Raw genomic sequence first — 20,593 nt, 5'->3', positions numbered from 1 at the left:
GGCAGACGGTTACCGAGAGGTCATCTGAGGGGACTACGAAGGGGGAGCGGCATTCGCCGTTCCCCCTTCGTGAAGAGGTCTCCTTTCCATGCCCCATCCATCCCTCCGCCGTGCCGGAGCCGGTGCGCTCGCCGCCATGGTCGTCGCCACGACGCTGGTCTCCGGCGCCACGACCGCCGCCTATGCAGACGAGACAGCACCGACGCCGACGGCGACCCCCACGCCCGAGCAGAGCACCGCGGCTCCCGAGCCGACTCCCAGCGCCCCCGGCACTCCCGCACCAGGCGAGACGGCTGCGCCGACCCCGGATGCCACGCAGCCGGCGCCCACGGCAGAGCCGGCGCCCGCCGAGCCGGACCCTGCCGAGACGGATCCGGCCGAGAGCACGGATGAGACCGCGCCGGAGGCATCCGTCATCGCCGCCGTCACGGGCGAGAGCGGCAACGCCGCCGAGCACTGGCCGCTCGTGATCACCGAGATCAACGGCGACAACGCCGGGGCCGACACGTACGAGTTCGTGGAGGTCACGAACACCACATCCGAGTCGATCGACCTCACGGCTCGCGGACTGCAGCTGCGCTACCACACGAGCCAGTGGAACACCGGCACGGTGCAGCCGCTGATCCATCTCGACGGCGAGGGCGACAGCCCGGCGGTCATCCCCGCGGGCGGCACCGCCGTGCTCTGGATGAACTACGCCGAGGGAGACTCGCGCCGCAGCCTCACGAAAGAGCAGTTCCGCTCGTTCTACGGCGTGGCCGAGACCGTGCAGGTGCTGCGCTTCGGGCCGCAGGGCGGGTTCGCGAACAGCGGGTCTCGCGGCTTCAGCCTGACGGATGCCGAAGGGGCGACCCTCGCGCGCGCCTGGGTTCCCTCCGACGACGGCGTCGGCTCGACGCCATGGAACGCGCAGTTCGCCGTGCCGAACCAGATCGGTTCGGCAGACGCGCGTCTGCTCGACTTCGACCCCACCGGTGCCACTGCCGCACCCACGCCGGGCACGATCACCGTCGACCAGGTCACCAGCGAGCTGATCCCCGCACCCAAGCCCACCGACCCCGACGCCACGGGGCCGATCCTGCAGATCACCGAGGTCGCCCCCGATACGGCGAACGTCTCCGGCTCCGACGCGTTCGAGTTCATCGAGGTGTACAACGCCTCCGACGCGCCCGTGGGCTTCGGCGACTACGTGCTCACCTACCTCACCACCGACAACGCACTGACCGGCCCCACGACGAACGCATCCACGCTGTGGCCCGCCGGCCCCGGCGAGCCGACGATCGGCGCGGGCGAGACGCTCGTGCTGTGGATCCAGAACCCGGCGGTGCTCAGCGCCGGCTACACGGTCGCCGACTTCAACGCCGCCTTCGGCACCGACCTGGTGCTCGGCGAGAGCATCCTGACCATCCAGTCCGGCGGCATGGCGAACGGGGGATCGCGCGGTCTGCAGCTGAGCACGAAGAGCGGCCACGACATCTCACGCGCGTACTACTTCGACGATGGACAGACGACCTCGTCGACGGCGATCCAGTACGGGTGGAACCCGGCCGATGCCACCGGTGCGCTGTGGGTTCCCGCCGATCCCGCCGGCAGCATCCAGAGCATGCTGCGTCTCGCGACGCCGACCCCGGGCGCCGTGAGCGACAGCCAGGTGGCGGAGGCCTACGTGCCGCACCCGGCCGCGGGCACCGCTCCGGCGATCATCGACCTCACCGGCGGCTCCGAGCTGCCGAGCGGCGACGGCATCGAGCTCGGCTTCGACATCACCGACGATGTGCTCGTGCGGCGCGTCACGCTCACGCTGACCGACGACCTCGGCGCGACCGAGACGCGCGACCTCACCTTCACCACCCCGGGGCGCTACCTGTACAGCATCCCGTCGGTCGACGTCTACGGGAAGCGCTGGCTGGAGTACTCGGTCACCGCCGGCGACGGCAGCCAGCTCACGACCCTCGGGCCCGTGCGCCTCACTCTCGACGACACCCCTGACGACCCCGTGCGCCTCAACGTCGCCGAGGGGCAGTTCGTCGGCGGACAGACGCCGCTCGTCGCCACGACCGACGGCGACCCGGCATCCCTCTCCCTCTCGATCGACGGCGAGCCGGCAGGCGAGGCGATCCCGTCGCTCGAGCGGGCGCCGCGGTTCGCGATCGAGGCGACCAGCACCGATGCGTTCTTCCGCAACGGCATCAAGCTCGGCGACAACGTGCTCACCGTCTTCGATGAGGGCTACTACGACCGCATCGTGACCGTCGACGCCGAGGTGCCCGTGCAGGAGGTCGTGCGCGGCGAGCAGCTGACGCTCGGCGTGTACGCCGGTACGAAGGCCTGGCCGCAGCCCGACCCCGACGAGAACAACGACGACTTCACGGCCATGAACCCGCGTCTCGTGCTGCCGGACGGCCGGGTGCTTCGCCCGACCTCGTGCGCGGGCGCCGGCGAGGGTCAGGAGCCGACGACGCGCGCCTGCCCGGCCACCTCGACCGAGCGGATCAACTTCAGCGATGCGAACCTCGTGTACTTCCTCGCGACGTTCACCATCCCCGACGACGCGTTCGACTCGGTCTCGACCATGTGGGAGACCACGGCGGTCGACGATGGCGAGCACGTGATCACGGCATCCGACTCGACGGGAGCGGCACCCGTCGCGGCCCGCGCGGCCGACGCGCTCACCGCGACGCGCACCGTGATCGTCGACAACACCGCCCCCGAGATCGACAGCACCCTCGTCGACGGCCGGCAGTACCGCGGCGACTTCACGATCGACGCGACCGTCACCGACGCGGGCTCGGGCTTCCGGTCCCTCACGGCCACGCTCGACGAGAACGAGATCACGCTGCCCTTGTCGACCTCGTCGCTCGCTCTGGCGCCCGGCGACCACACCGCGGTCATCACCGCGAAGGATGCCGTCGGCAACGTGTCGACCAGCACGATCGCGTTCTCGACCGCCGACGAGAAGCCGCGCACGCAGCTGATCAGCCCCGATGACGGAGCCGAGCTCACCGGCGACCAGGTCGACCTGGTCGCGCGGCCCGGATCGCAGGTCGACGACCGCCTCGAGCTGTGCTTCGCCGAGGGCTACACGTACACCTCGATGGATGCCGAGGTGCGCGTCGCCTCGGGAGCCACGTCGAACTCGCGTTCCGCCGACCGCGGCGACGCGAAGCCCCTCAGCGAAGACGAGCTGGCGCGCATCGCCCGCCTGGACGGCATCGAGGTCGCCGCGAGCTCCGACACAGCCATGCCGTATCAGCTGTTCACCGTGCAGGTTCCGGCGCGGGCAGGTTCCGACGCCGAGGTGCGTGTCGCATGGGAGGGCTCGGCGAACGCGGATGCCAAGGTGCTGCTCTACGTGCAGAGGACCGACGGCGCCTGGCACGAGGTCGATCGCCACGTCACCACCGGCGGCGCGCCGGCCAGCTTCGCGCTGGAGGCGGAGGTTCCGGTCGACGGACACGCGAAGGACGGCGAGCTGACGCTGCTCGTGCAGCACTCCGAGGGCTGGGCGGGTACGGACACGAGCTCGCGCGACTCGCAGGTCACGCCGTTCAACGCGGCCGCCACCCCCCGCGAACAGTACGACTTCACCCTCGGCTGGCTCTCTGACACGCAGTACTACAACCGCAACGAGGGCGACCTGGCCGGCGACGGCGGATCGGACGTCTGGTACCAGCATCAGCAGAACATGAACCGGTTCCTCGTGGCGCAGCGCGATGCGCTGAACCTGCAGTACGTCACGCACACCGGCGACATCGTCGACAACTACGACCAGCCGCACCAGTGGAAGAACGCCGACGCGGCGTACCGTCTGCTCGACGACGCGGGGATCCCGTACGGTGTGCTGGCGGGCAATCACGACGTCGGCCACTGGGACGGCGACTACACCGAGTACAGCAGGAACTTCGGCGAGGCGCGCTTCGCCGACAACCCCTGGTACGGCGGCTCGTACAAGGACAACCGGGGGCACTACGACCTGGTGACCGCGGGCGGCATCGACATGCTCATGATGTACATGGGCTGGCCCGACCCCAACGACGAGGCGTCGAACAGCGAGGACATCGCGTGGATGAACTCGGTGATCCGGCAGTACCCCGAGCGCAAGGTCATGATCAACCTGCACGAGTACATGCTCACCACGGGCGGGCTCGGGCCGTTCCCGCAGCGGATCTACGACGAGGTCGTGGCACCGAACGCGAACGTGATCTCGGTGGGCTCCGGTCACTACCACGACGCCTACACGCGCCTCGACGAGTTCGACGACGACGGCGACGGAACGGCCGATCGCACGGTCTACTCGATGCTGTTCGACTACCAGGGCCTGCCCGAGGGCGGCCAGGGGTACCTGCGACTGCTGCACTTCGACAACGAGCAGGGCCGGATCATCGTGCGCACGTACTCGCCGTCGCTCGACGACTTCGACTCCGACGACGCGTCGCTGAACAGCCCTGCCGGCATGCAGGAGTTCGAGATCCCTTACGCCGCGGGCGGCATCGCCCCGGTGACGAAGGTGCTGTCGACCGACTCGTTCCGCGCCGACATCCTCACCACCAACGCGATCGACTGCGTGCAGGACGTGGTGAGCGGCGAGCAGACGACGGTCGCCTGGAAGGGTCTGGATGCCGGTGAGCACGGCTGGTACGTGCGCACGACGGGTCCGTACGGCGGCGTGGAGAGCACCGAGGTGCGCTCGTTCACCATCGACGGCAAGGGCACGGTCGATCCCGGCGAGGGCGGCCCCGGTGACGGCGAAGGCGGCGGTGACGGCGGTGACGGTGGCGGTGACGGCGGTGGCGAAGGCGGACCAGGGTCCGGCGAGTCCGACGGCGGGGTGAAGAACCCGAGCGTCGACCGGCCGGGTGACGCCCTGGCGACGACCGGATCCTCCGGAACCTGGACGCTGGGCCTCGGCATCCTGGCGCTCCTCGCGCTCACCGCCGGCGGCATCCTGTTCCGGAACGGCCGCCGCCGCGCCTAGCGCCCGACGTGCGAAGACCCCGCCGGCACGCGCGCCGGCGGGGTCTTCTCGTTCTCACGCGGAACGTGGGTTCTCGCCGAGGTCGGACGCGCTGGCGAGGGCGGTCAGGGCGACGGAATCAGGGTCGGGGCGGTCGGCGATCAGGCGCACGATCGGGCCGAGCGCGGCGCGCACGCTCAGCATCCGCATCGCCGACTCGCGCAGCCACGCCACCACCCGACCGCGGCGGAACATCATCTTCGCCAGCATCCGCGAGTTGGTCTGCGCCGACTCGACGCGCGGTCGTTCGACCCGCTCCCACTCCGCGAGCACCGCAGCCAGCGTCGAGCGGTCGGCGTGGGCGAGCATGCGCCCCAGCATCCACCCCGACTCCATCGCCATCCCCGCGCCGATGCCGGCCGTCGGCAGGAAGCCGGCGGCGGCGTCTCCCAGCAGGATGCCCTCCGGCAGCACCCAGTTCGAGACCCGCGCGTCGTCGAGTCGCCAGAGGTAGGGGTCCGAGGCGGATGCGACCGCGTCGAGCGCCGTGCTGAGGCGCGGTCCGAGTTCGGCGACGCGCGAGCGCACGTCGGCTGCGAAAGCGGCGGGCCCGACGCGCAGCTCGTCATCCGGACCCCCGAGGAACACTCCGAGCCTGCCCTTGACGGGGTACACCCCGAGGAAGAATCCGTCACCCCAGAGCTCCTCGCCGAGGGCGGGATCGCCGCGCTCCGCCGCCCAGGCCACCCAGCCCGACCAGCCCGTCTCGACGACATCGGCCTCGGCGGCGCCGAGCACGTCGCGCATCCGCGACCGGATGCCGTCGGCTCCGACCACCAGATCGAAGGACGCCTCGACGACGGGGGCGCCGTCGCGGTCGGTGAAGCGAGCGATGCCGTCGGCCACGGTGTCGACGGTCGTGCCGAACGCGACCGGGCATCCGTTGTCGGTGAGGATCTCCACGAGTGCCCCGCGCGAGATGCCGTTGTAGTCGCCGTAGATGCTGAGCAGCTCGCCGAGGGCGTCGGTGCGCAGCGTCCGTCCGCGGTGCGAGCGGAACGAGTATCGCACCAGCGGCGTGCTGGCGGTGCGGTACTGCTCGCGGACGCCCAGATCGATGAACGCCTGGTCGACGCTCGGCATCAGCGCGAGCATGTAGCCGGGGTGGTCGTCGGCGGGCATCCGGTCGACGACCACGGGATGCAGTCCGTCGCGGCGCAGCATGCCGGAAAGGGTGAGCCCGGCGATGCCGGCGCCGACAATGAGCACCTTCAGTCGATCTTCGCGCTGAGCGGCGATCTGGTCTGCGAGCGGGGTCGCGGTGAGCATGATCCTCCTCTGGACCAGCTGGTCCAGTCTTGACGATACTCCCTCTGGACTGACTGGTCCAGTAGGCTGAGCGCATGACCGAGCTCACCGGAAGCCACCGCGGCGCGCTGATCGAGGCGACGGTGGCCGAGTTCGCCGCGAGCGGATACGAGGGCGCCTCTCTCAATCGGATCATCCGCGCCGCCGGCATCAGCAAGAGCTCGTTCTACCACGCGGTCTCGTCGAAGGCCGAGCTGTTCGACGCGGTCGTCGCATCGCTCGTCGCCGACGTGCGGGGGAGGTGGCAGCCGCCGGCGCCGTCCGAGTTCGCCGGCTCCGACTTCTGGCTGCGGGTCGACGACGTGCTCGCGCGCCTCGCCGCGCTCGCCGGCTCCGATCGGGCCGTCGGCATGCTCGGGCGCATCTTCTACCTGCCCGCCACGGCGGAGCCGGATGCCCGCACGCGGATGCTCGAGGGCATCCGCGCCTGGGTCCGAGAGGTCCTCGAGGTCGGTGTCGACTCCGGCGCGGTCCGTGACGACCTCCCGGCCGAGGCCCTCGCCGCCGCCGCGTTCGGCATGCTGCGCGGCCTCGACGAGTGGGCGCTCGCCGGCACCGTGGATCCCTCATCTGCGGCCGCAGCCCCCGGCATCCTGCTGCGCGGCCTGCTCGCCCCTGCGCCCGTCATCTCGTAGGCGACCCCCGCGGGCAAACCGCTCACCGGCTGACCGAGCGACCGGGAGAGAGGCCCCGGAGGCGTCGTGACTCAGTCCGCCGCGCCGCGAAGCAGGCGGAACTCCTCGCAGACGACCGGCATGGTCGGCTCGTAGCCGCGGGGGTTCTCGGAGTGCAGGCGCCAGTAGCGCTCGTGCACCTCGCGCCAGTGCGCGAGAGTGCGATCGCCCTCTCCCTCGGCGAAGGCATGTTCCGGCGATACCCGGTCGAACGGGACGACGTCGATGGCCGTGGTCTCGAGCAGTGCCCGTGGTGCCCCGCGCCCGTCGAGGATGATGCTCAGCGCGCCGACCGCGGGCAGCGCCTCGCCCGTGTGCTCGTAGTCCCACAGCGACGAGGCGGTCGCCGTCTTGGTCCCGGCCAGCACAAGCGCGAGCAGCTCATCGGCGTGCTCGGGGGTCGCGCCGAAGGCCCACGCCTCGGGCAGCGTCTCGGGCAGATGCGCCAGGGCCGCCCTGCATTCGCGCCAGTACTGGTCGATGGCTGCGTCGGTGTGCATCCACTCACCGTACGCGACCCCCGCCCCCCGCCCGCCCCGCCCCCGCCCCCCGCCGCCCGCTCCGCCGCCCGACCCGGTGAGACGTACGTTCCCGCATCAGACTTACGCTGCAGCGCCCTGTCTCGTGCGGGAACGTACGTCTTGCGATGCCGACGCAGGCTCAGAGCGGCCCGGACGCGCCGGTACCCTTGAATCCATGCTCAATATGGCCGAGGGCCTGTCCCGACTCGGCGCGCTCGCCGCGAATCCCGTCGTCGCCACCCTCGCGGCCGCCTTCGCAGATGCGGGCTTCGATCTCGCCGTCGTCGGCGGTCCGGTGCGCGACGCGCTGCTCGGTCGCTCGATCAACGACCTCGACTTCACGACGAACGCCCGCCCCGACGACATCCTGGCGATCGTCAAGCCGATCTCGAGCACGCAGTGGGACATCGGCCGTGCCTTCGGCACGATCGGCGCGAAGGTCCGCGGCGAGCAGGTCGAGATCACCACGTACCGCGCCGACAGCTACGACGGCGTCACCCGCAAGCCGGTCGTCGAGTTCGGCGACGCGATCGACGGCGATCTGCTTCGTCGCGATTTCACCGTGAACGCGATGGCCCTGCAGGTTCCTGCGGTCAAGCTCATCGACCCGACCGGCGGCGTCGAAGACCTGGTCGCAGGTGTGCTGCGCACCCCGATCGACCCCGAGATCAGCTTCGGCGACGATCCGCTGCGGATGCTGAGGGCGGCGCGCTTCAGCGCACAGCTCGATTTCGGCATCGAAGACGGCACCTTCGCCGCCATCGAGAAGCTCACAGAGACGCTGAAGATCGTCAGCCCCGAGCGGGTGCAGGGCGAGCTCGTTCGGCTCATGCAGACCGACGACCCGATCCGTGGCATCCGGGTGCTGGTCGAGAGCGGACTGATCGACGAGTTCCTGCCCGAGGTCAGCGCGCTGCGCCTCGAGGTCGACGAGCACCACCACCACAAGGACGTCTATGAGCACTCGCTCACCGTGGTGCGGCAGGCGATCGACCTCGAGAAGTCGCGCAATCCCGGCGCCGCCCCCGACGTGCCGCTGCGCCTCGCCGCCCTGCTGCACGACATCGGCAAGCCGCGCACCCGCAAGCTCGAACCAGGGGGAGGGGTCACCTTCCACCACCACGATGTGGTCGGCTCGCGCATGGCGCGCAAGCGCCTCCAGGCGCTGCGCTTCGACGGCGACACCACCGACGCGGTCGCGAAGCTGATCGAGCTGCACCTGCGCTTCTTCGGCTACGCCGAGGGAGCCTGGACCGACAGCGCCGTCCGCCGCTACGTGCGCGATGCGGGCGACGTCGTCGACCGGCTGCACATCCTGGTTCGCGCCGACGTGACCACCCGCAACAGGCGCAAGGCCGCACGTCTCGCCTCGGCCTACGACGACATCGAGCGGCGGATCGTCGAGCTGCGCGAGCAGGAGGAGCTCGACAGCATCCGCCCCGAGCTCGACGGCAATCAGATCCAGCAGATCCTCGGCATCAGACCCGGCCGCGAGGTCGGCGAGGCGTATCGGTATCTGCTCGACGTGCGTCTCGACGAGGGCGTGATCGGCCCGGATGCCGCTGAGCAGCGTCTTCGCGAATGGTGGGCCTCGCGGGGCTGACCCGTATGCACCGACGGCCGTGAGACGTACCCTGCAGCACGAGACAGGGGGTCTGAGGGTACGTCTCGTGCGGGAACGTGAGTCTCGCGGGTGCGCCGGCGGCCAGCATCCGACTTACACTGGGCACACCCATCAGCGCCGATCGGAGCCACCGTGCCATCCCCGTGGTCGTCATCGCGTGACGCCTCACCCGAGGTCTCGCGTCTGCTGATCGAGCGCGCGCACGAAGAGCTCGTCGCCGGCAACCTCGACGACCGTCGGCTGCAGCAGGTGCGCCCGCTGGTTCGAGCATCGTGGGAGCGCGCCTGGCAGAGCCGGGTCGGCGCCGAGGGCCTGCCGCCCCTCGACTTCAGCGCGGATGCCCTCGACGAGTACCGCACCGGGCATCCGCTCGCCGGAGTGATGGACCTGATCCGCTCGCTGCTGCTGCCGGGCAGCCCAGAGGACTCCGGTGTGGTCGTCGCCGTCGGCGACCACGTCGGCCGACTGCTCTGGGTCGAGGGCGATCTGCGCCAGCGCGTGCTGTCGGGTGAGATGGGCTTCGTCGAGGGCGCGAACTGGTCGGAGCAGGTGGTCGGCACCTCAGCCCCCGGCACGGCGCTCACCCTGGGCGAGTCGGTGCAGATCCACCACGCCGAGCACTACAACCGGCTCGTGCAGCCATGGTCGTGCACGGCCGCGCCCGTCTTCGACCCCGAGACCCGCCGCATCCTCGGCGTGATCGACGTGACCGGTGGTGCCGAGGCGGTCACGCCGCAGGCCAGGATGCTGGTGGATGCCACGGCGCGAGCCGTCGAGTCCGAGCTGCTCATCGCCTGTCTGCGGGCGCGCAGCGAGGCACCGCGCGGATCCGGTCGACCGACCCGTCGCACACCGCGCGACACCCGTCATGCCCGCCTGCAGGTGCTGGCGCGCGACCGTGCCCGGCTCGAGATCGACTCCGCCGACGGCGAGAGCGTGATCGAGCTCAGCGCCAGGCACGCCGAGATCCTGCTCATGCTGGCCGTGCACCGCCAGGGGCTGTCGGCCGAGCGACTGGCCGAGCTCGTCTACGGCGAGGACGCGTCGCCGGACACGCTGCGCCCCGAGATGGTGCGCCTGCGCAAGGTGCTCGAGCGCGTCTCGCCGGATCTGGCGCCGCAGTCCCGGCCGTATCGGCTCACCGCGCCGCTCGAGACCGACGCGCAGAACGTGCTCTCGCTGCTCGACCGCGGCGCGCATCGCGTCGCGCTGACGGCGTACGTCGGCGCGGTGCTCCCCGAGTCGGCATCCCCCGGCGTCGAGGAGTTCCGCGAGACGGTGCGTGCCGCGCTGCACGAGGTGATGGTCAGCGAGGCCAGTCTCGACGTGCTGCTCGCGTACGCCGAGATCCCCGAGGGGCAGAACGACGCCGAGGCGCTGCGCCTCGCGCTCGAGATGCTCCCCGCCCGCTCGCCCAAGCGCGCCGGTCTCGTCGCACGGATCGAGCGTCTCGACGCCGAGTGAGACCGGATGCCCGGCAGCGGGCATCCGAGCATGCGGCGCGCACCGGCCACCCGGCGTGCACCTCGCAACCGACCGCAACGTTGCGCACGGGTGTGCAACGTGACGCGACCTACCTTCGAACCCAACAGCCGCGCAGCATCGAGGCCGCGGCCCGTCGAAGGAGTCAACGATGACCATCGTCGAAGAAGACGTGTCCACCGCGTACGCCGCTCCCGGGCAGCCCGGGGCCGTCGCGAACTACCGCGCCCGCTACGGCCACTACATCGGCGGCGAGTTCGTCGAGCCGGCCAAGGGCCAGTACTTCGAGAACGTCAGCCCGGTCAACGGCAAGCCGTTCACCGAGATCGCCCGCGGCACGGCGGAGGACATCGACCGCGCTGTCGACGTCGCCTGGAAGGCGTTCGAGTCCTGGAAGCGCACCTCGCCCGCAGAGCGCTCGGTCATCCTGAACAGGATCGCCGACCGCATCGAAGAGAACCTCGAGGCGATCGCCGTCGCCGAGACGTGGGAGAACGGCAAGCCCGTGCGCGAGACGCTCGCCGCAGACATCCCGCTCGCCGTCGATCACTTCCGCTACTTCGCCGGAGTGCTGCGCGGGCAGGAGGGCGGCATCAGCCAGCTCGACGAGAACACGGTCGCCTACCACTTCCAGGAGCCGCTGGGCGTGGTCGGCCAGATCATCCCGTGGAACTTCCCCATCCTCATGGCGACGTGGAAGCTCGCTCCCGCGCTCGCCGCGGGCAACTGCGTGGTCATCAAGCCGGCCGAGCAGACCCCGGCGTCGATCCTCTTCCTGTTCGAGATCATCGGCGACCTGCTGCCGGCCGGTGTCGTGAACATCGTCAACGGCTTCGGCATCGAGGCCGGCGCACCGCTCGCGCAGCACAAGCGCATCCGCAAGGTCGCCTTCACGGGTGAGACCACCACGGGCCGCCTGATCATGCAGTACGCCTCGCAGAACCTCATCCCCGTCACGCTCGAGCTGGGTGGCAAGTCGCCGAACGTCTTCTTCGAAGACGTCGCCCGCGCCGACGACCCGTACTACGACAAGGCGCTCGAGGGCTTCACGATGTTCGCGCTCAACCAGGGCGAGGTCTGCACCTGCCCGTCGCGTGCGCTCATCCAGCGCTCGATCTACGACGGATTCCTCGCCGACGGGCTCGAGAGGGTGGGCAAGGTCATCCAGGGCAATCCGCTGGATCCCGCCACGATGATCGGCGCACAGGCGTCGAACGACCAGCTCGAGAAGATCCTCAGCTACATCGACATCGGCAAGCAGGGCGGTGCGAGGCTGCTCACAGGTGGCGAGCGGGTCGACCTCGGCGGAGATCTGAGCGAGGGCTTCTACGTCGCGCCGACCGTCTTCGAGGGCACCAACGACATGCGCATCTTCCAGGAGGAGATCTTCGGCCCCGTGCTGTCGGTGACGAGCTTCAGCGACTTCGACGACGCCATCTCGATCGCCAACGACACCCTCTACGGCCTCGGTGCGGGTGTGTGGAGCCGCAGCGGCGACACGGCGTACCGCGCCGGCCGGGCCATCGAGGCGGGCCGCGTGTGGACGAACACCTACCACCAGTACCCGGCGCACGCCGCGTTCGGCGGGTACAAGCAGTCGGGCGTCGGTCGCGAGAACCACAAGATGATGCTCGACCACTACCAGCAGACCAAGAACCTGCTCGTGTCGTACGCCGAGGGCCCGATGGGCTTCTTCTGATCCGCACTCAAGAACTTCGGGCGGGTGCTGCGGCACCCGCCCGAAAGCCATATTCGAGAGGAGCCGACATGGTCAGCATCGGAAAGTACGAGCGGGTGGATGTGTCGGATGCCGCGGCCCGGCTGCTGCGTGAGCTGACGGCGCAGCACGGTCCGCTGATGTTCCATCAGTCGGGCGGATGCTGCGACGGCTCGTCGCCCATGTGCTACCCGATAGGCATGTTCATCACCGGCCCGAGCGACGTGCGGCTCGGCGAGCTCGAGATCGAGGGGATCGAACCGATCGAGGTGTTCATGTCGGAGGCGCAGTTCGAGTACTGGAAGTACACGCACCTCACGATCGACGCCGTCCCCGGCCGCGGGGCCGGGTTCAGCGTCGAGGGCCCGACAGGCATGCGGTTCCTCACCAGATCCCGGATGCTGAACGACGCCGAGCTCGAGTACTTCGGCCTCGCTCCGGCCTGAGCATCCGGGCCAGCCGCATCCGGATCGCGTCTGCGGGCGACCCGCGTCAGCGGGTGAGGAAGAACGACAGGAAGCCGATCAGCTGCGGCACCAGAGTGATCCCGAAGACGACGAGGATGATCACCAGCGTCACCCACGAGAAGCCCTTGCGCAGGCGCCGGCCCTGCGGGGCGACGCCGGGTGGTGGCGGGGTGAGCATGCCGAGAGGCGGTGCGAACGGCAGGGGAGGCGCGACGGGCGCACCCGCATGCGGGGCAGCCGGCGGCGGGGCGGAGGGATGCGCCCCGGCCCCCTGTGCAAGCCGCAGCCTGTCGTCGCGCCAGCGCGCCCACTGGTCGAACTTCGTCATCAGTGCGCCGACGGTGCCGAACAGCCACGCCCAGGTTCTCGCATCCGTCGTCGACGCGGGCCGGCGCATGTAGAGGAACATCCAGTCGTCGACGATCTCGACGTCGAGCTGCGCGGCGTGGTCTATGAAGCGGGCCATGATGTCGGGCGTGAACAGGTACAGCGCGTCGGCCTCGTAGCCCTGCGGGCAGTACAGGGTGAAGTACCGGTCGAAGTCGCCCTCGAGCGAGAGCCGCTGATCCTTCGAGAACGTCGCGGGCAGGTTCGAGCCGAGCGCGTTGTTGCCCAGCGCGTCGAGCACGATGTTCGGCAGCGGGACGTCGAGTTTCACCGCCACGTAGCCCCAGTTGTGCGTGGTCTTGTTCTTGCCCGAACCGGTCGTGTACCGGTAGTTGCCGAACTCGACGAACCGCGGCTCCTGCCCTCGCACGAGCTGCGACGCCATCCGGGAGTGGCCGAGGTGGAAGATCATGCCAGGCAGCGGCGGGTCGCTCACGAACGGCCGGAAGGTCATCCCGTTCGCCTCGGCGAATCGCGCGATCCGGTAGGTGCTCTCGCGGGTGCGGCGGCGCGAGACGACGAACAGGGGGATGCCAACCCCGGCGATCACCAGCAGGATCAGCGCGGGCAGCGAGAACAGCGCACCGAAGCCGGCCTCGCCCGATGCGATGCTCGTGGCCGTCCCGATCAGGATCATGCCGACGGTCGGCAGGAAGACGAGTGCGAAGATCGCGGCGATGACCACGGTGAACGCGACCTGGGCGCCGGAACTCGGGTTCTGCGCCTTGACCACGCGCCAGAACTCGTTCACCGCACGCGGATCGACCGGTTCGGTCAGCGGCCGCGTCTCGAACGGGTGATGCTGCGGCGGTCGCTGCGGCAACGGAGTCGTCATCGGCCACCCCCTCGTTCGGCGATCCACCCCATGCGTAAACGGTACCCGCCCGGCTGCGCGTCACCGGCTGTTCACCCGCAGGACGCGGGCACGTAAGAGCCGACCGGCACGATGACCCGGTGCCAGCGCCCTCGATGACCGTGATCGTCCCCGCCAAGGACGCCGCTGAGTTCATCGGCACGACGCTCGAGACCCTCACCAGGCAGTTCGACGACGACCGCGAGCTCAAGCTCGTCGCGATCGACGACGGCTCGAGCGACGACACGGGGGCGATCATGCGCCGGTACGCCGAGCGCTTCACGCACGCCGAGGTCATCCGCAACGACATCCCGCACGGTCTCGCCGCGGCCCGCAACCAGGGACTCGCACAGGTCGAGGGCGACTCCTTCTGCTTCCTCGACGGCGACGATTGGATGCAGCCGGGCCGGCTGCCCGTTCTGCAGCAGGCGCTGCGAGCATTCGACTGCGACTTCGTGCGCACCGACCATGTCACCGTGAAGCGCGCGGAGCGCCGGCTGGTGCGCGCGCCGTTCACCCATCGCGGCGTCGTCGCCGATCCCCGAGAGGCCATCCTGCCCGCCGACGACCGCAGCATGGTCGACTACCCGTTCGCCTGGGCGGGGCTGATGCACCGTCGGATGCTCGACCAGGGCCTCGCGCAGTTCCGCGACGGCCTGTTCACCGCCGAGGACCGCCCGTGGATCTGGCGACTGCACCTCGACGCCCGTTCGTTCGCCGTCGTCGATGCGCCGCACCTGCTGTACCGGCGCGGACTGTCGGACTCCCTGTCGAAGACGCTCGATCGTCGTCAGCTGCACTTCACCCGGGCACTGGGCGAGGTGCTCGACATCGTCGAGGCCGATCGCGAGGCCGAGCGGATCCTCCCCAAGGCCGTCTTCAGCGTGCTGGCGCTCAGCTCGCACCACCTCGTACGCGCTCGCCGCATGCAGCCGGCCGTGCGCAGAGAGCTGCGCACGGGCATCCGGCATCTGCTCGCCCGCCTCCCGCGCGACCAGGCGCGCGCGGCGATCGACCGCATCGGCGGCCCGCGCCGGCGGGTGCTGGCGCGCGTGCTGCGAGAGGCGGACCACGCATGAGCCGGCCGATCCAGCTGTTCGCCCTGCACAGCGCGTACGGGCTGATGACCGCGGTGGCCGCGATCGACGCGGGGCTGCTGGGATCTGACGACGACGTCGAGCGCATCCTCGTGCCGATGAACACGGCGACGGTGCCCGAAACCGCGCACGATCTCGACCTCGTTCCCCGGCTCGCGTCGCTGCGGGCACGCTTCGGCCGGGTCGAGCCGCTGAATCCGCTGCTCGACCCGCTGCACCCGACGACGTGGAAGCCGGATGAACAGGATCTGCCGCTTCTGGAACGACTGCTCCGCAGGGCGTGGGGTCTCGGCGACTCGCAGCTCGAGGTGTTCGTGCAGTCGCCGCAGGTGGCGCCGGCGCGCACCCTGATGGCGCTGTTCTCGCAGGCGCGGCTCGGCGTCATCGGCGACGGGCTGATGACCTACTCGCCGATCCGCGACCTGCTGCCGCGGCAGCTCACCGAGCGGATCACCCGCGTCGTGCATCCCGACATCGTGCCCGGCGTCGCACCGCTCGTCTTCGCCGAGACGGGCGCCGCGCGGGTGCCCGTGCCGGCCGAGGCTTTCGGACGGGTGCTGCGCGAGGCGGGCGAGGCGCGGCCCGATGCCCTGCTCGAGGGGCTCGTCGACCCCGAGGTGCCGACCGCGCTCGTGCTCGGGCAGTACCTGGCTGCGCTCGGACTGGTCAGCGCTGCGGAGGAGGGTGAGCTGCAGGCGCGGATGGTCGACCTGGCGGCGGATGCCGGTGCCCGGCGCATCGTGTTCAAACCCCACCCGTCGGCGCCGCCGTCCCTGGCGGATGCACCGGCGCAGCGGGCCCGCGCGCGCGGACTCGACTTCGCGATCTACGGCGGAGACCAGTCCGCCGAGTTCGTCGCGCACCGGCTCGGCGCCGTCGCCGTGATCGCCGGGTTCTCGACCGCCCTGCCCACCGTGCAGGCCGTGTTCGGGATCCCGGCGCACGCGGTGGGAACCGACACCGTTCTCGAGCGTCTGGGGCCGTTCGAGAACAGCAACCGCGTGCCGGCGACGATCGTCGACGCCCTCGAGCGCGGGGTCGCCGGAGCTGAGCTGCAGAGCATCGTCGACGCGGTCGGGTACGCCATGCAGCCCGAGATCGTCTCGCACCTGAGGCCGGCTGCGGTCGCGACTCTGGCCGGCATGACCGCAGCCGAGCGTGAGCGGTACGTGCCGCCGTCGCGGCTGAGCCGGCTCCGCCTTCCCGGCGCTCCCACGCCGACACCTCTTCAGCGTGCACGCGAATCCGCCGGGGGAGTGGGACGCTGGGAGGAGCTGCGGCTCACCGCAGCCGGCGCGAAGCGCCGTGCACGCAGAGTCTGGAAGGCGGCAACCGGCCGATGACCGAGAACACCCGCACTGTCGCGATCATCCCCGCCCGAGGCGGATCGAAGGGCGTGCCGGGCAAGAACCTGCGCCGCGTGGGCGGCCTGACGCTCGTCGAGCGGGCTGTTCGAGCGGCGGCCGCCGCAGAGGGCGTCGATCTCGTCGTGGTCAGCACCGATGACGCCGAGATCACCCGCGTGGCCGAGACCGCGGGCGCACGGGTCGTCGCGCGCCCCGCTGAGCTCTCAGGCGACACAGCCACTTCCGAGAGCGCACTGCTGCACACGCTCGACGTGCTCGCAGCCGAGGGCGAGAGCGTCGGCACCGTCGTGTTCGTGCAGGCCACCTCGCCCTTCATCCCCAGCGGCGGCATCGCCGAAGCGGTCGCGCACATCGCCGCCGATCGCTACGACAGCGTCTTCTCGGCATTCGAGACGTACGGCTTTCTCTGGGGGCGGGATGCCGATCAGCACGCCGTCGCGATCAACCATGACGCCTCGCACCGCCCGCGTCGGCAGGATCGTGAGCCGCACTACCTCGAGACCGGGGCCTTCTACGCCTTCACCGCCGACGGCTTCCGCGCCGCCGGACACCGCTTCTTCGGCCGTGTCGGCATCGTCGAGGTGCCCGAGGCGTCGGCGATCGAGATCGACGACGAGCACCAGCTGGCGGTCGCGAGCGCCCTGGCCGCGCTGAGCGACCCCGCACAGACCGTGTAGCCGGCATCCGGCGGGGCCGGAGACCGACGCGGCATCGGGCGTCGGCCCCCATCCGCGCACCGACGCGACGTCGACGGCCAGACCGTCGCTCAGCCTTCGGCAGACGGCCACCATCCCGATCCCGTCGGTTCACCTGGACTGCGTAGACCAGGAGGACACGACCGGAGACGGAGGTCCTCATGATCGTCAGCATCGCAGACCGCGTGAACGGCCGGGCCGGCGCATGACCTTCCCCGGCAGCAGGCCGCCCCGGTTGAGGGTCGTGGCGATCGGCGACGCGGACTCCTTCGTGAAGTGGGCAGCCCATCTCATCGACCAGGTCGACGACATCAGCCAGCACCTGCTGCTGGTGCACACGCCGCTGGTCGTCAGCGACGCGCAGCGGGATGCCGCGGTCGCCGGTACCCGATTCGCCGCCGACTCCGCGTCGATCAGCCGCATCGCGTTCGCCGACATCGCCGGCTGGCTGGCGAAGGACGCCCCGGACGTCGTCGTGCTAGCCGGCCGTGCGCCGTTCGTGCGCCTGCTCGGCCGCGAGATCGATCGACTCCCGCGTCGGCCCATCGTGGTGAGCGGCCTGCCCGGCATGTCGATCCCCGCGCTGCGCGGAGCGCTCGAGTACCGCCGGCACTGCGACCTCATGGTGGTGCACTCGCACCGCGAGGTCACCGCGTACTCGCGCCTGGGACGGGCCCTGGGCGTGACCGTTCCGGTCGCGCTCGCGACCCTGCCGTTCGCCACGCCCGCTCGCGCGACCACCGCCGGCACCGACCTCGTCTTCGCCGCGCAGGCCCTCGTGCCGGCCGACCGCGCCGAGCGCCGGCGGATCGCCGAGATCCTTCGCCTCGCAGCGGTCGCCGATCCGTCGCGCCGCGTGGTCGTCAAGCTGCGCTCGCGGCCGGGTGAGGTCGAGGCGCACCAGGAGCGCGACGGCTACACCGACCTGCTCGAGAACGCCCCCGAGAACCTCGTCTTCTCGTACGCCCCGATGTCGGAGGCGCTGAGCACGGCCGAGGGCCTCGTCACGGTCAGCTCGACCGCGGCGATCGAGGCCATGGCCGCGGGAGTTCCCGTCATCGCGCTCGACGACTTCGGCATCAGGCCCGACCTGCTCAACCACGTCTTCGAGCACAGTGGCCTGCTCGGCAGCGCCGATGAAGTCGTGGCGCGCCGATTCCGGCATCCGGATGCCCGGTGGGCCGCGACCAACTACTTTCACGACTCGCGCGACTCGCGCTGGTGGGAGGAGGTGCGCCGGCTCGTCGCGCAGCGACGACGAGGCGCCCTGCCCGCCCGCACCGTCCCCGCTCCGCGCGGGGGTGCCCTGCACGCCGCCTGGCACCGCCGGATCGTTCTCGGCGACGTCGACCGCACCCTGTCGGGGCGCATCGCCGGCGTGGTGGTGACACCGGTCATCTCCGCGCTGACTGCGCTCAAGCGCCGTCGTCGGCGACCGGGGGTTCCGGATGCCATGGCCGCCGACTTCACGCTTGCGCCGAGTCCTCTCGCGGAGCCGGTTCGCCGCCGGTCGGCGGCATCCGCCCCGATCGGGTAGACTGTTGTGGTTGTCTGCCCGTCGGCGTCCATTCGGGACGCCGCGACAGACGACGTGCTACACACCCTCCTGCTTCCGGGAAAGTCCCGGGAGCCGTTCTAGTCCGAAGGAGGTGGGTAAGTGACGCACCAGTACGAGCTCATGGTCATTCTGACCCCCGAGCTGGACGAGCGCCAGGTTGCCCCCAACCTCGACAAGTTCCTGAAGGTCATCACCAACGATGGTGGCTCGATTGACAAGGTCGACATCTGGGGCAAGCGTCGTTTCGCCTACGAGATCAACAAGAAGAACGAGGGCATCTACGCCGTCGTCAACTTCACCGCCACCAGCGAGGCCACGGTCGAGCTCGACCGTCAGCTGAAGCTGAGCGAGCTCGTGTTCCGCACCAAGGTCCTGCGTGCCGAAGAGGCACAGGCCATGGTCGCCGCCGAGGCCAAGCGCGCTGCCGAGAAGGCTGCCCGCAAGCCCAAGGTCGCGAAGGCCTAAGGCTCATGGCCGGCGAAACCGTCATCACCGTGGTGGGCAACCTCACCGCAGATCCCGAGCTGCGCTACACGCAGAACGGCCTGCCGGTGGCGAACTTCACCATCGCCTCGACCCCGCGCACGTTCGACCGTCAGGCCAACGAGTGGAAGGACGGCGAAGCGCTGTTCCTCCGCGCGTCGGTGTGGCGCGAGTTCGCCGAGCACGTGGCAGGCTCGCTGACGAAGGGCATGCGCGTCATCGCGCAGGGCCGTCTGCGTCAGCGCTCCTACCAGGACCGTGACGGCAACAACCGCACGGCCATCGAGCTGGAGGTTGACGAGATCGGTCCGTCGCTGCGTTATGCGACGGCACAGGTCACGCGGGCCGCATCCAACGGCGGTGGACAGTCGCGTCCGCAGCAGCAGCAGCAGGTCTCGGACGAGCCGTGGTCGACCCCCGGCTCCTCGAGCGCTGACGCCTGGAGCACTCCGGGCAGCTTCGGCGACGACACCCCGTTCTGAATTTCCGGATGCCCCGGCATCCGAATCTCATCTCTTAAGGAAGAAACATGGCTGGAAAGTCGAGCGGCGATCGCCGCAAGCCGCGGAAGGGTGGCAAGCCCACCGCTCCCGCGAAGTCCATCCGCGTTGGCGTCATCGACTACAAGGATGTCGCGACGCTTCGCAAGTTCATCTCGGAGCGCGGCAAGATCCGCGCCCGTCGTATCACCGGTGTCTCGGTGCAGGAGCAGCGTCTGATCGCCAAGGCGATCAAGAACGCTCGCGAGATGGCTCTCCTGCCCTACGCTGGCGCTGGCCGCTGAGGGGTACCGACATGGCAAAGCTGATTCTCACGAACGAGGTCGCCGGGCTGGGTAGCGCCGGTGACGTCATCGAGGTCAAGAACGGGTACGCCCGCAACTACCTCGTCCCCAAGGGCTACGCCGTGGCGTGGACCCGTGGTGGCCAGAAGCAGGTCGAGTCGATCCAGGCAGCCCGCAAGGCGCGCCAGATCCACGACCTCGACGAGGCGACCGCACTCAAGAACAAGCTCGAGGGCACCAAGGTGCGCCTGGTCGTCAAGGCCGGCGCCGAGGGTCGCCTGTTCGGCTCGGTGAAGACGGCCGACGTGGCCGACGCTGTCGCCGCCGCCGACCTCGGCTCGATCGACAAGCGCAAGGTGCACTTCACCTCGCCGATCAAGACGACGGGCGAGCACGAGGCGACGGTTCGTCTGCACGACGACGTCACCGCCGTGATCACCCTTCAGGTCATCGCCGCGAAGTAATCTCGCAGCATCCAGCAGGCCCCCGACATCTCCGGATGCCGGGGGCCTTCTGCATGCCTGGCGGTGCGCACTCGATCCTTCTCGACTTGGGCCGGGCG

The 20,593-nt window shown here is 70.1% G+C and carries 17 protein-coding genes; 14 read left to right on the top strand and 3 right to left on the bottom strand.

Features of this window, described 5'->3' with window-relative positions; genetic code table 11:
• The first annotated feature begins 88 nt into the window (after nucleotides 1-88).
• Nucleotides 89-4,975, top strand: a complete 4,887-nt coding sequence (locus tag FVO59_RS05555) for a metallophosphoesterase (RefSeq protein WP_182255506.1) — start codon at nucleotides 89-91, stop codon at nucleotides 4,973-4,975.
• A gap of 54 nt (nucleotides 4,976-5,029) precedes the next feature.
• On the opposite strand, the gene FVO59_RS05550 is transcribed toward FVO59_RS05555, so the two are convergent.
• On the bottom strand, nucleotides 5,030-6,283 hold the full coding sequence (locus tag FVO59_RS05550) for an FAD-dependent oxidoreductase (protein ID WP_182255503.1): 1,254 nt from the start codon (nucleotides 6,281-6,283) through the stop codon (nucleotides 5,030-5,032).
• Between the two features lie 74 nt (nucleotides 6,284-6,357).
• On the opposite strand from FVO59_RS05550, the gene FVO59_RS05545 reads away from it, so the two are divergent.
• Complete coding sequence (locus FVO59_RS05545; RefSeq protein ID WP_182255501.1) at nucleotides 6,358-6,957, top strand: TetR/AcrR family transcriptional regulator; 600 nt, start codon at nucleotides 6,358-6,360, stop codon at nucleotides 6,955-6,957.
• A 71-nt stretch (nucleotides 6,958-7,028) separates the two neighbouring features.
• Here FVO59_RS05545 and FVO59_RS05540 read toward each other — a convergent pair whose 3' ends face one another.
• On the bottom strand, nucleotides 7,029-7,496 hold the full coding sequence (locus tag FVO59_RS05540) for an ASCH domain-containing protein (RefSeq protein ID WP_182255499.1): 468 nt from the start codon (nucleotides 7,494-7,496) through the stop codon (nucleotides 7,029-7,031).
• A gap of 196 nt (nucleotides 7,497-7,692) precedes the next feature.
• Between FVO59_RS05540 and FVO59_RS05535 the strand changes: the two genes are divergently transcribed.
• The 4 genes from FVO59_RS05535 to FVO59_RS05520 all read left to right on the top strand — a co-directional run bounded on the left by FVO59_RS05535 (nucleotide 7,693) and on the right by FVO59_RS05520 (nucleotide 12,786).
• A complete protein-coding gene (locus FVO59_RS05535) occupies nucleotides 7,693-9,120 on the top strand; it encodes a CCA tRNA nucleotidyltransferase (protein WP_182255497.1) in 1,428 nt (475 codons plus the stop codon).
• Nucleotides 9,121-9,273: 153 nt separating this feature from the next.
• The gene (locus FVO59_RS05530; protein ID WP_182255482.1) at nucleotides 9,274-10,605 is read left to right on the top strand and encodes a GAF domain-containing protein; all 1,332 of its coding nucleotides are present in this window, start codon (nucleotides 9,274-9,276) and stop codon (nucleotides 10,603-10,605) included.
• A 169-nt stretch (nucleotides 10,606-10,774) separates the two neighbouring features.
• Nucleotides 10,775-12,322 carry an acetaldehyde dehydrogenase ExaC gene (gene exaC / locus FVO59_RS05525; RefSeq protein ID WP_182255470.1) on the top strand — a complete coding sequence of 516 codons (1,548 nt, stop codon included), beginning with the start codon at nucleotides 10,775-10,777 and terminating at the stop codon, nucleotides 12,320-12,322.
• A gap of 68 nt (nucleotides 12,323-12,390) precedes the next feature.
• Complete coding sequence (locus FVO59_RS05520; RefSeq protein ID WP_182255468.1) at nucleotides 12,391-12,786, top strand: DUF779 domain-containing protein; 396 nt, start codon at nucleotides 12,391-12,393, stop codon at nucleotides 12,784-12,786.
• 46 nt (nucleotides 12,787-12,832) lie between these two features.
• Here the strand turns inward: FVO59_RS05520 and FVO59_RS05515 are convergent, their stop codons facing one another.
• The gene (locus FVO59_RS05515; protein ID WP_182255466.1) at nucleotides 12,833-14,029 is read right to left on the bottom strand and encodes a hypothetical protein; all 1,197 of its coding nucleotides are present in this window, start codon (nucleotides 14,027-14,029) and stop codon (nucleotides 12,833-12,835) included.
• Nucleotides 14,030-14,148: 119 nt separating this feature from the next.
• Here FVO59_RS05515 and FVO59_RS05510 point away from each other — a divergent pair, with 119 nt between their 5' ends.
• From FVO59_RS05510 to rplI, 8 genes are all read left to right on the top strand, one after another.
• The gene (locus FVO59_RS05510) at nucleotides 14,149-15,126 is read left to right on the top strand and encodes a glycosyltransferase family 2 protein (RefSeq protein ID WP_182255464.1); all 978 of its coding nucleotides are present in this window, start codon (nucleotides 14,149-14,151) and stop codon (nucleotides 15,124-15,126) included.
• Complete coding sequence (locus FVO59_RS05505) at nucleotides 15,123-16,487, top strand: polysialyltransferase family glycosyltransferase (RefSeq protein ID WP_182255462.1); 1,365 nt, start codon at nucleotides 15,123-15,125, stop codon at nucleotides 16,485-16,487. Before FVO59_RS05510 ends, FVO59_RS05505 begins: the two co-directional genes overlap by 4 nt.
• A complete protein-coding gene (locus FVO59_RS05500; RefSeq protein WP_182255460.1) occupies nucleotides 16,484-17,188 on the top strand; it encodes an acylneuraminate cytidylyltransferase family protein in 705 nt (234 codons plus the stop codon). Before FVO59_RS05505 ends, FVO59_RS05500 begins: the two co-directional genes overlap by 4 nt.
• Before the next feature lie 262 nt (nucleotides 17,189-17,450).
• Nucleotides 17,451-18,743, top strand: coding sequence for a DUF6716 putative glycosyltransferase (locus FVO59_RS05495; RefSeq protein ID WP_182255458.1), 1,293 nt, complete (start codon nucleotides 17,451-17,453; stop codon nucleotides 18,741-18,743).
• A 120-nt stretch (nucleotides 18,744-18,863) separates the two neighbouring features.
• On the top strand, nucleotides 18,864-19,229 hold the full coding sequence (gene rpsF, locus FVO59_RS05490; protein WP_101187511.1) for a 30S ribosomal protein S6: 366 nt from the start codon (nucleotides 18,864-18,866) through the stop codon (nucleotides 19,227-19,229).
• A gap of 5 nt (nucleotides 19,230-19,234) precedes the next feature.
• Entirely contained in the window at nucleotides 19,235-19,729 is a 495-nt protein-coding gene (locus FVO59_RS05485) for a single-stranded DNA-binding protein (protein WP_182255456.1), read from the top strand.
• A 47-nt stretch (nucleotides 19,730-19,776) separates the two neighbouring features.
• Nucleotides 19,777-20,031 carry a 30S ribosomal protein S18 gene (gene rpsR / locus FVO59_RS05480; protein ID WP_071641238.1) on the top strand — a complete coding sequence of 85 codons (255 nt, stop codon included), beginning with the start codon at nucleotides 19,777-19,779 and terminating at the stop codon, nucleotides 20,029-20,031.
• 11 nt (nucleotides 20,032-20,042) lie between these two features.
• Nucleotides 20,043-20,495, top strand: coding sequence for a 50S ribosomal protein L9 (gene rplI / locus FVO59_RS05475; RefSeq protein WP_182255454.1), 453 nt, complete (start codon nucleotides 20,043-20,045; stop codon nucleotides 20,493-20,495).
• Nucleotides 20,496-20,593 lie beyond the last annotated feature (98 nt).

The sequence above is a fragment of the Microbacterium esteraromaticum genome (assembly GCF_014084045.1).
In the GTDB taxonomy this organism is placed as follows: domain Bacteria; phylum Actinomycetota; class Actinomycetes; order Actinomycetales; family Microbacteriaceae; genus Microbacterium; species Microbacterium esteraromaticum_D.
Note: the sequence above shows the minus strand (reverse complement) of the source record. Positions and strands in the feature narration are given on the sequence as shown.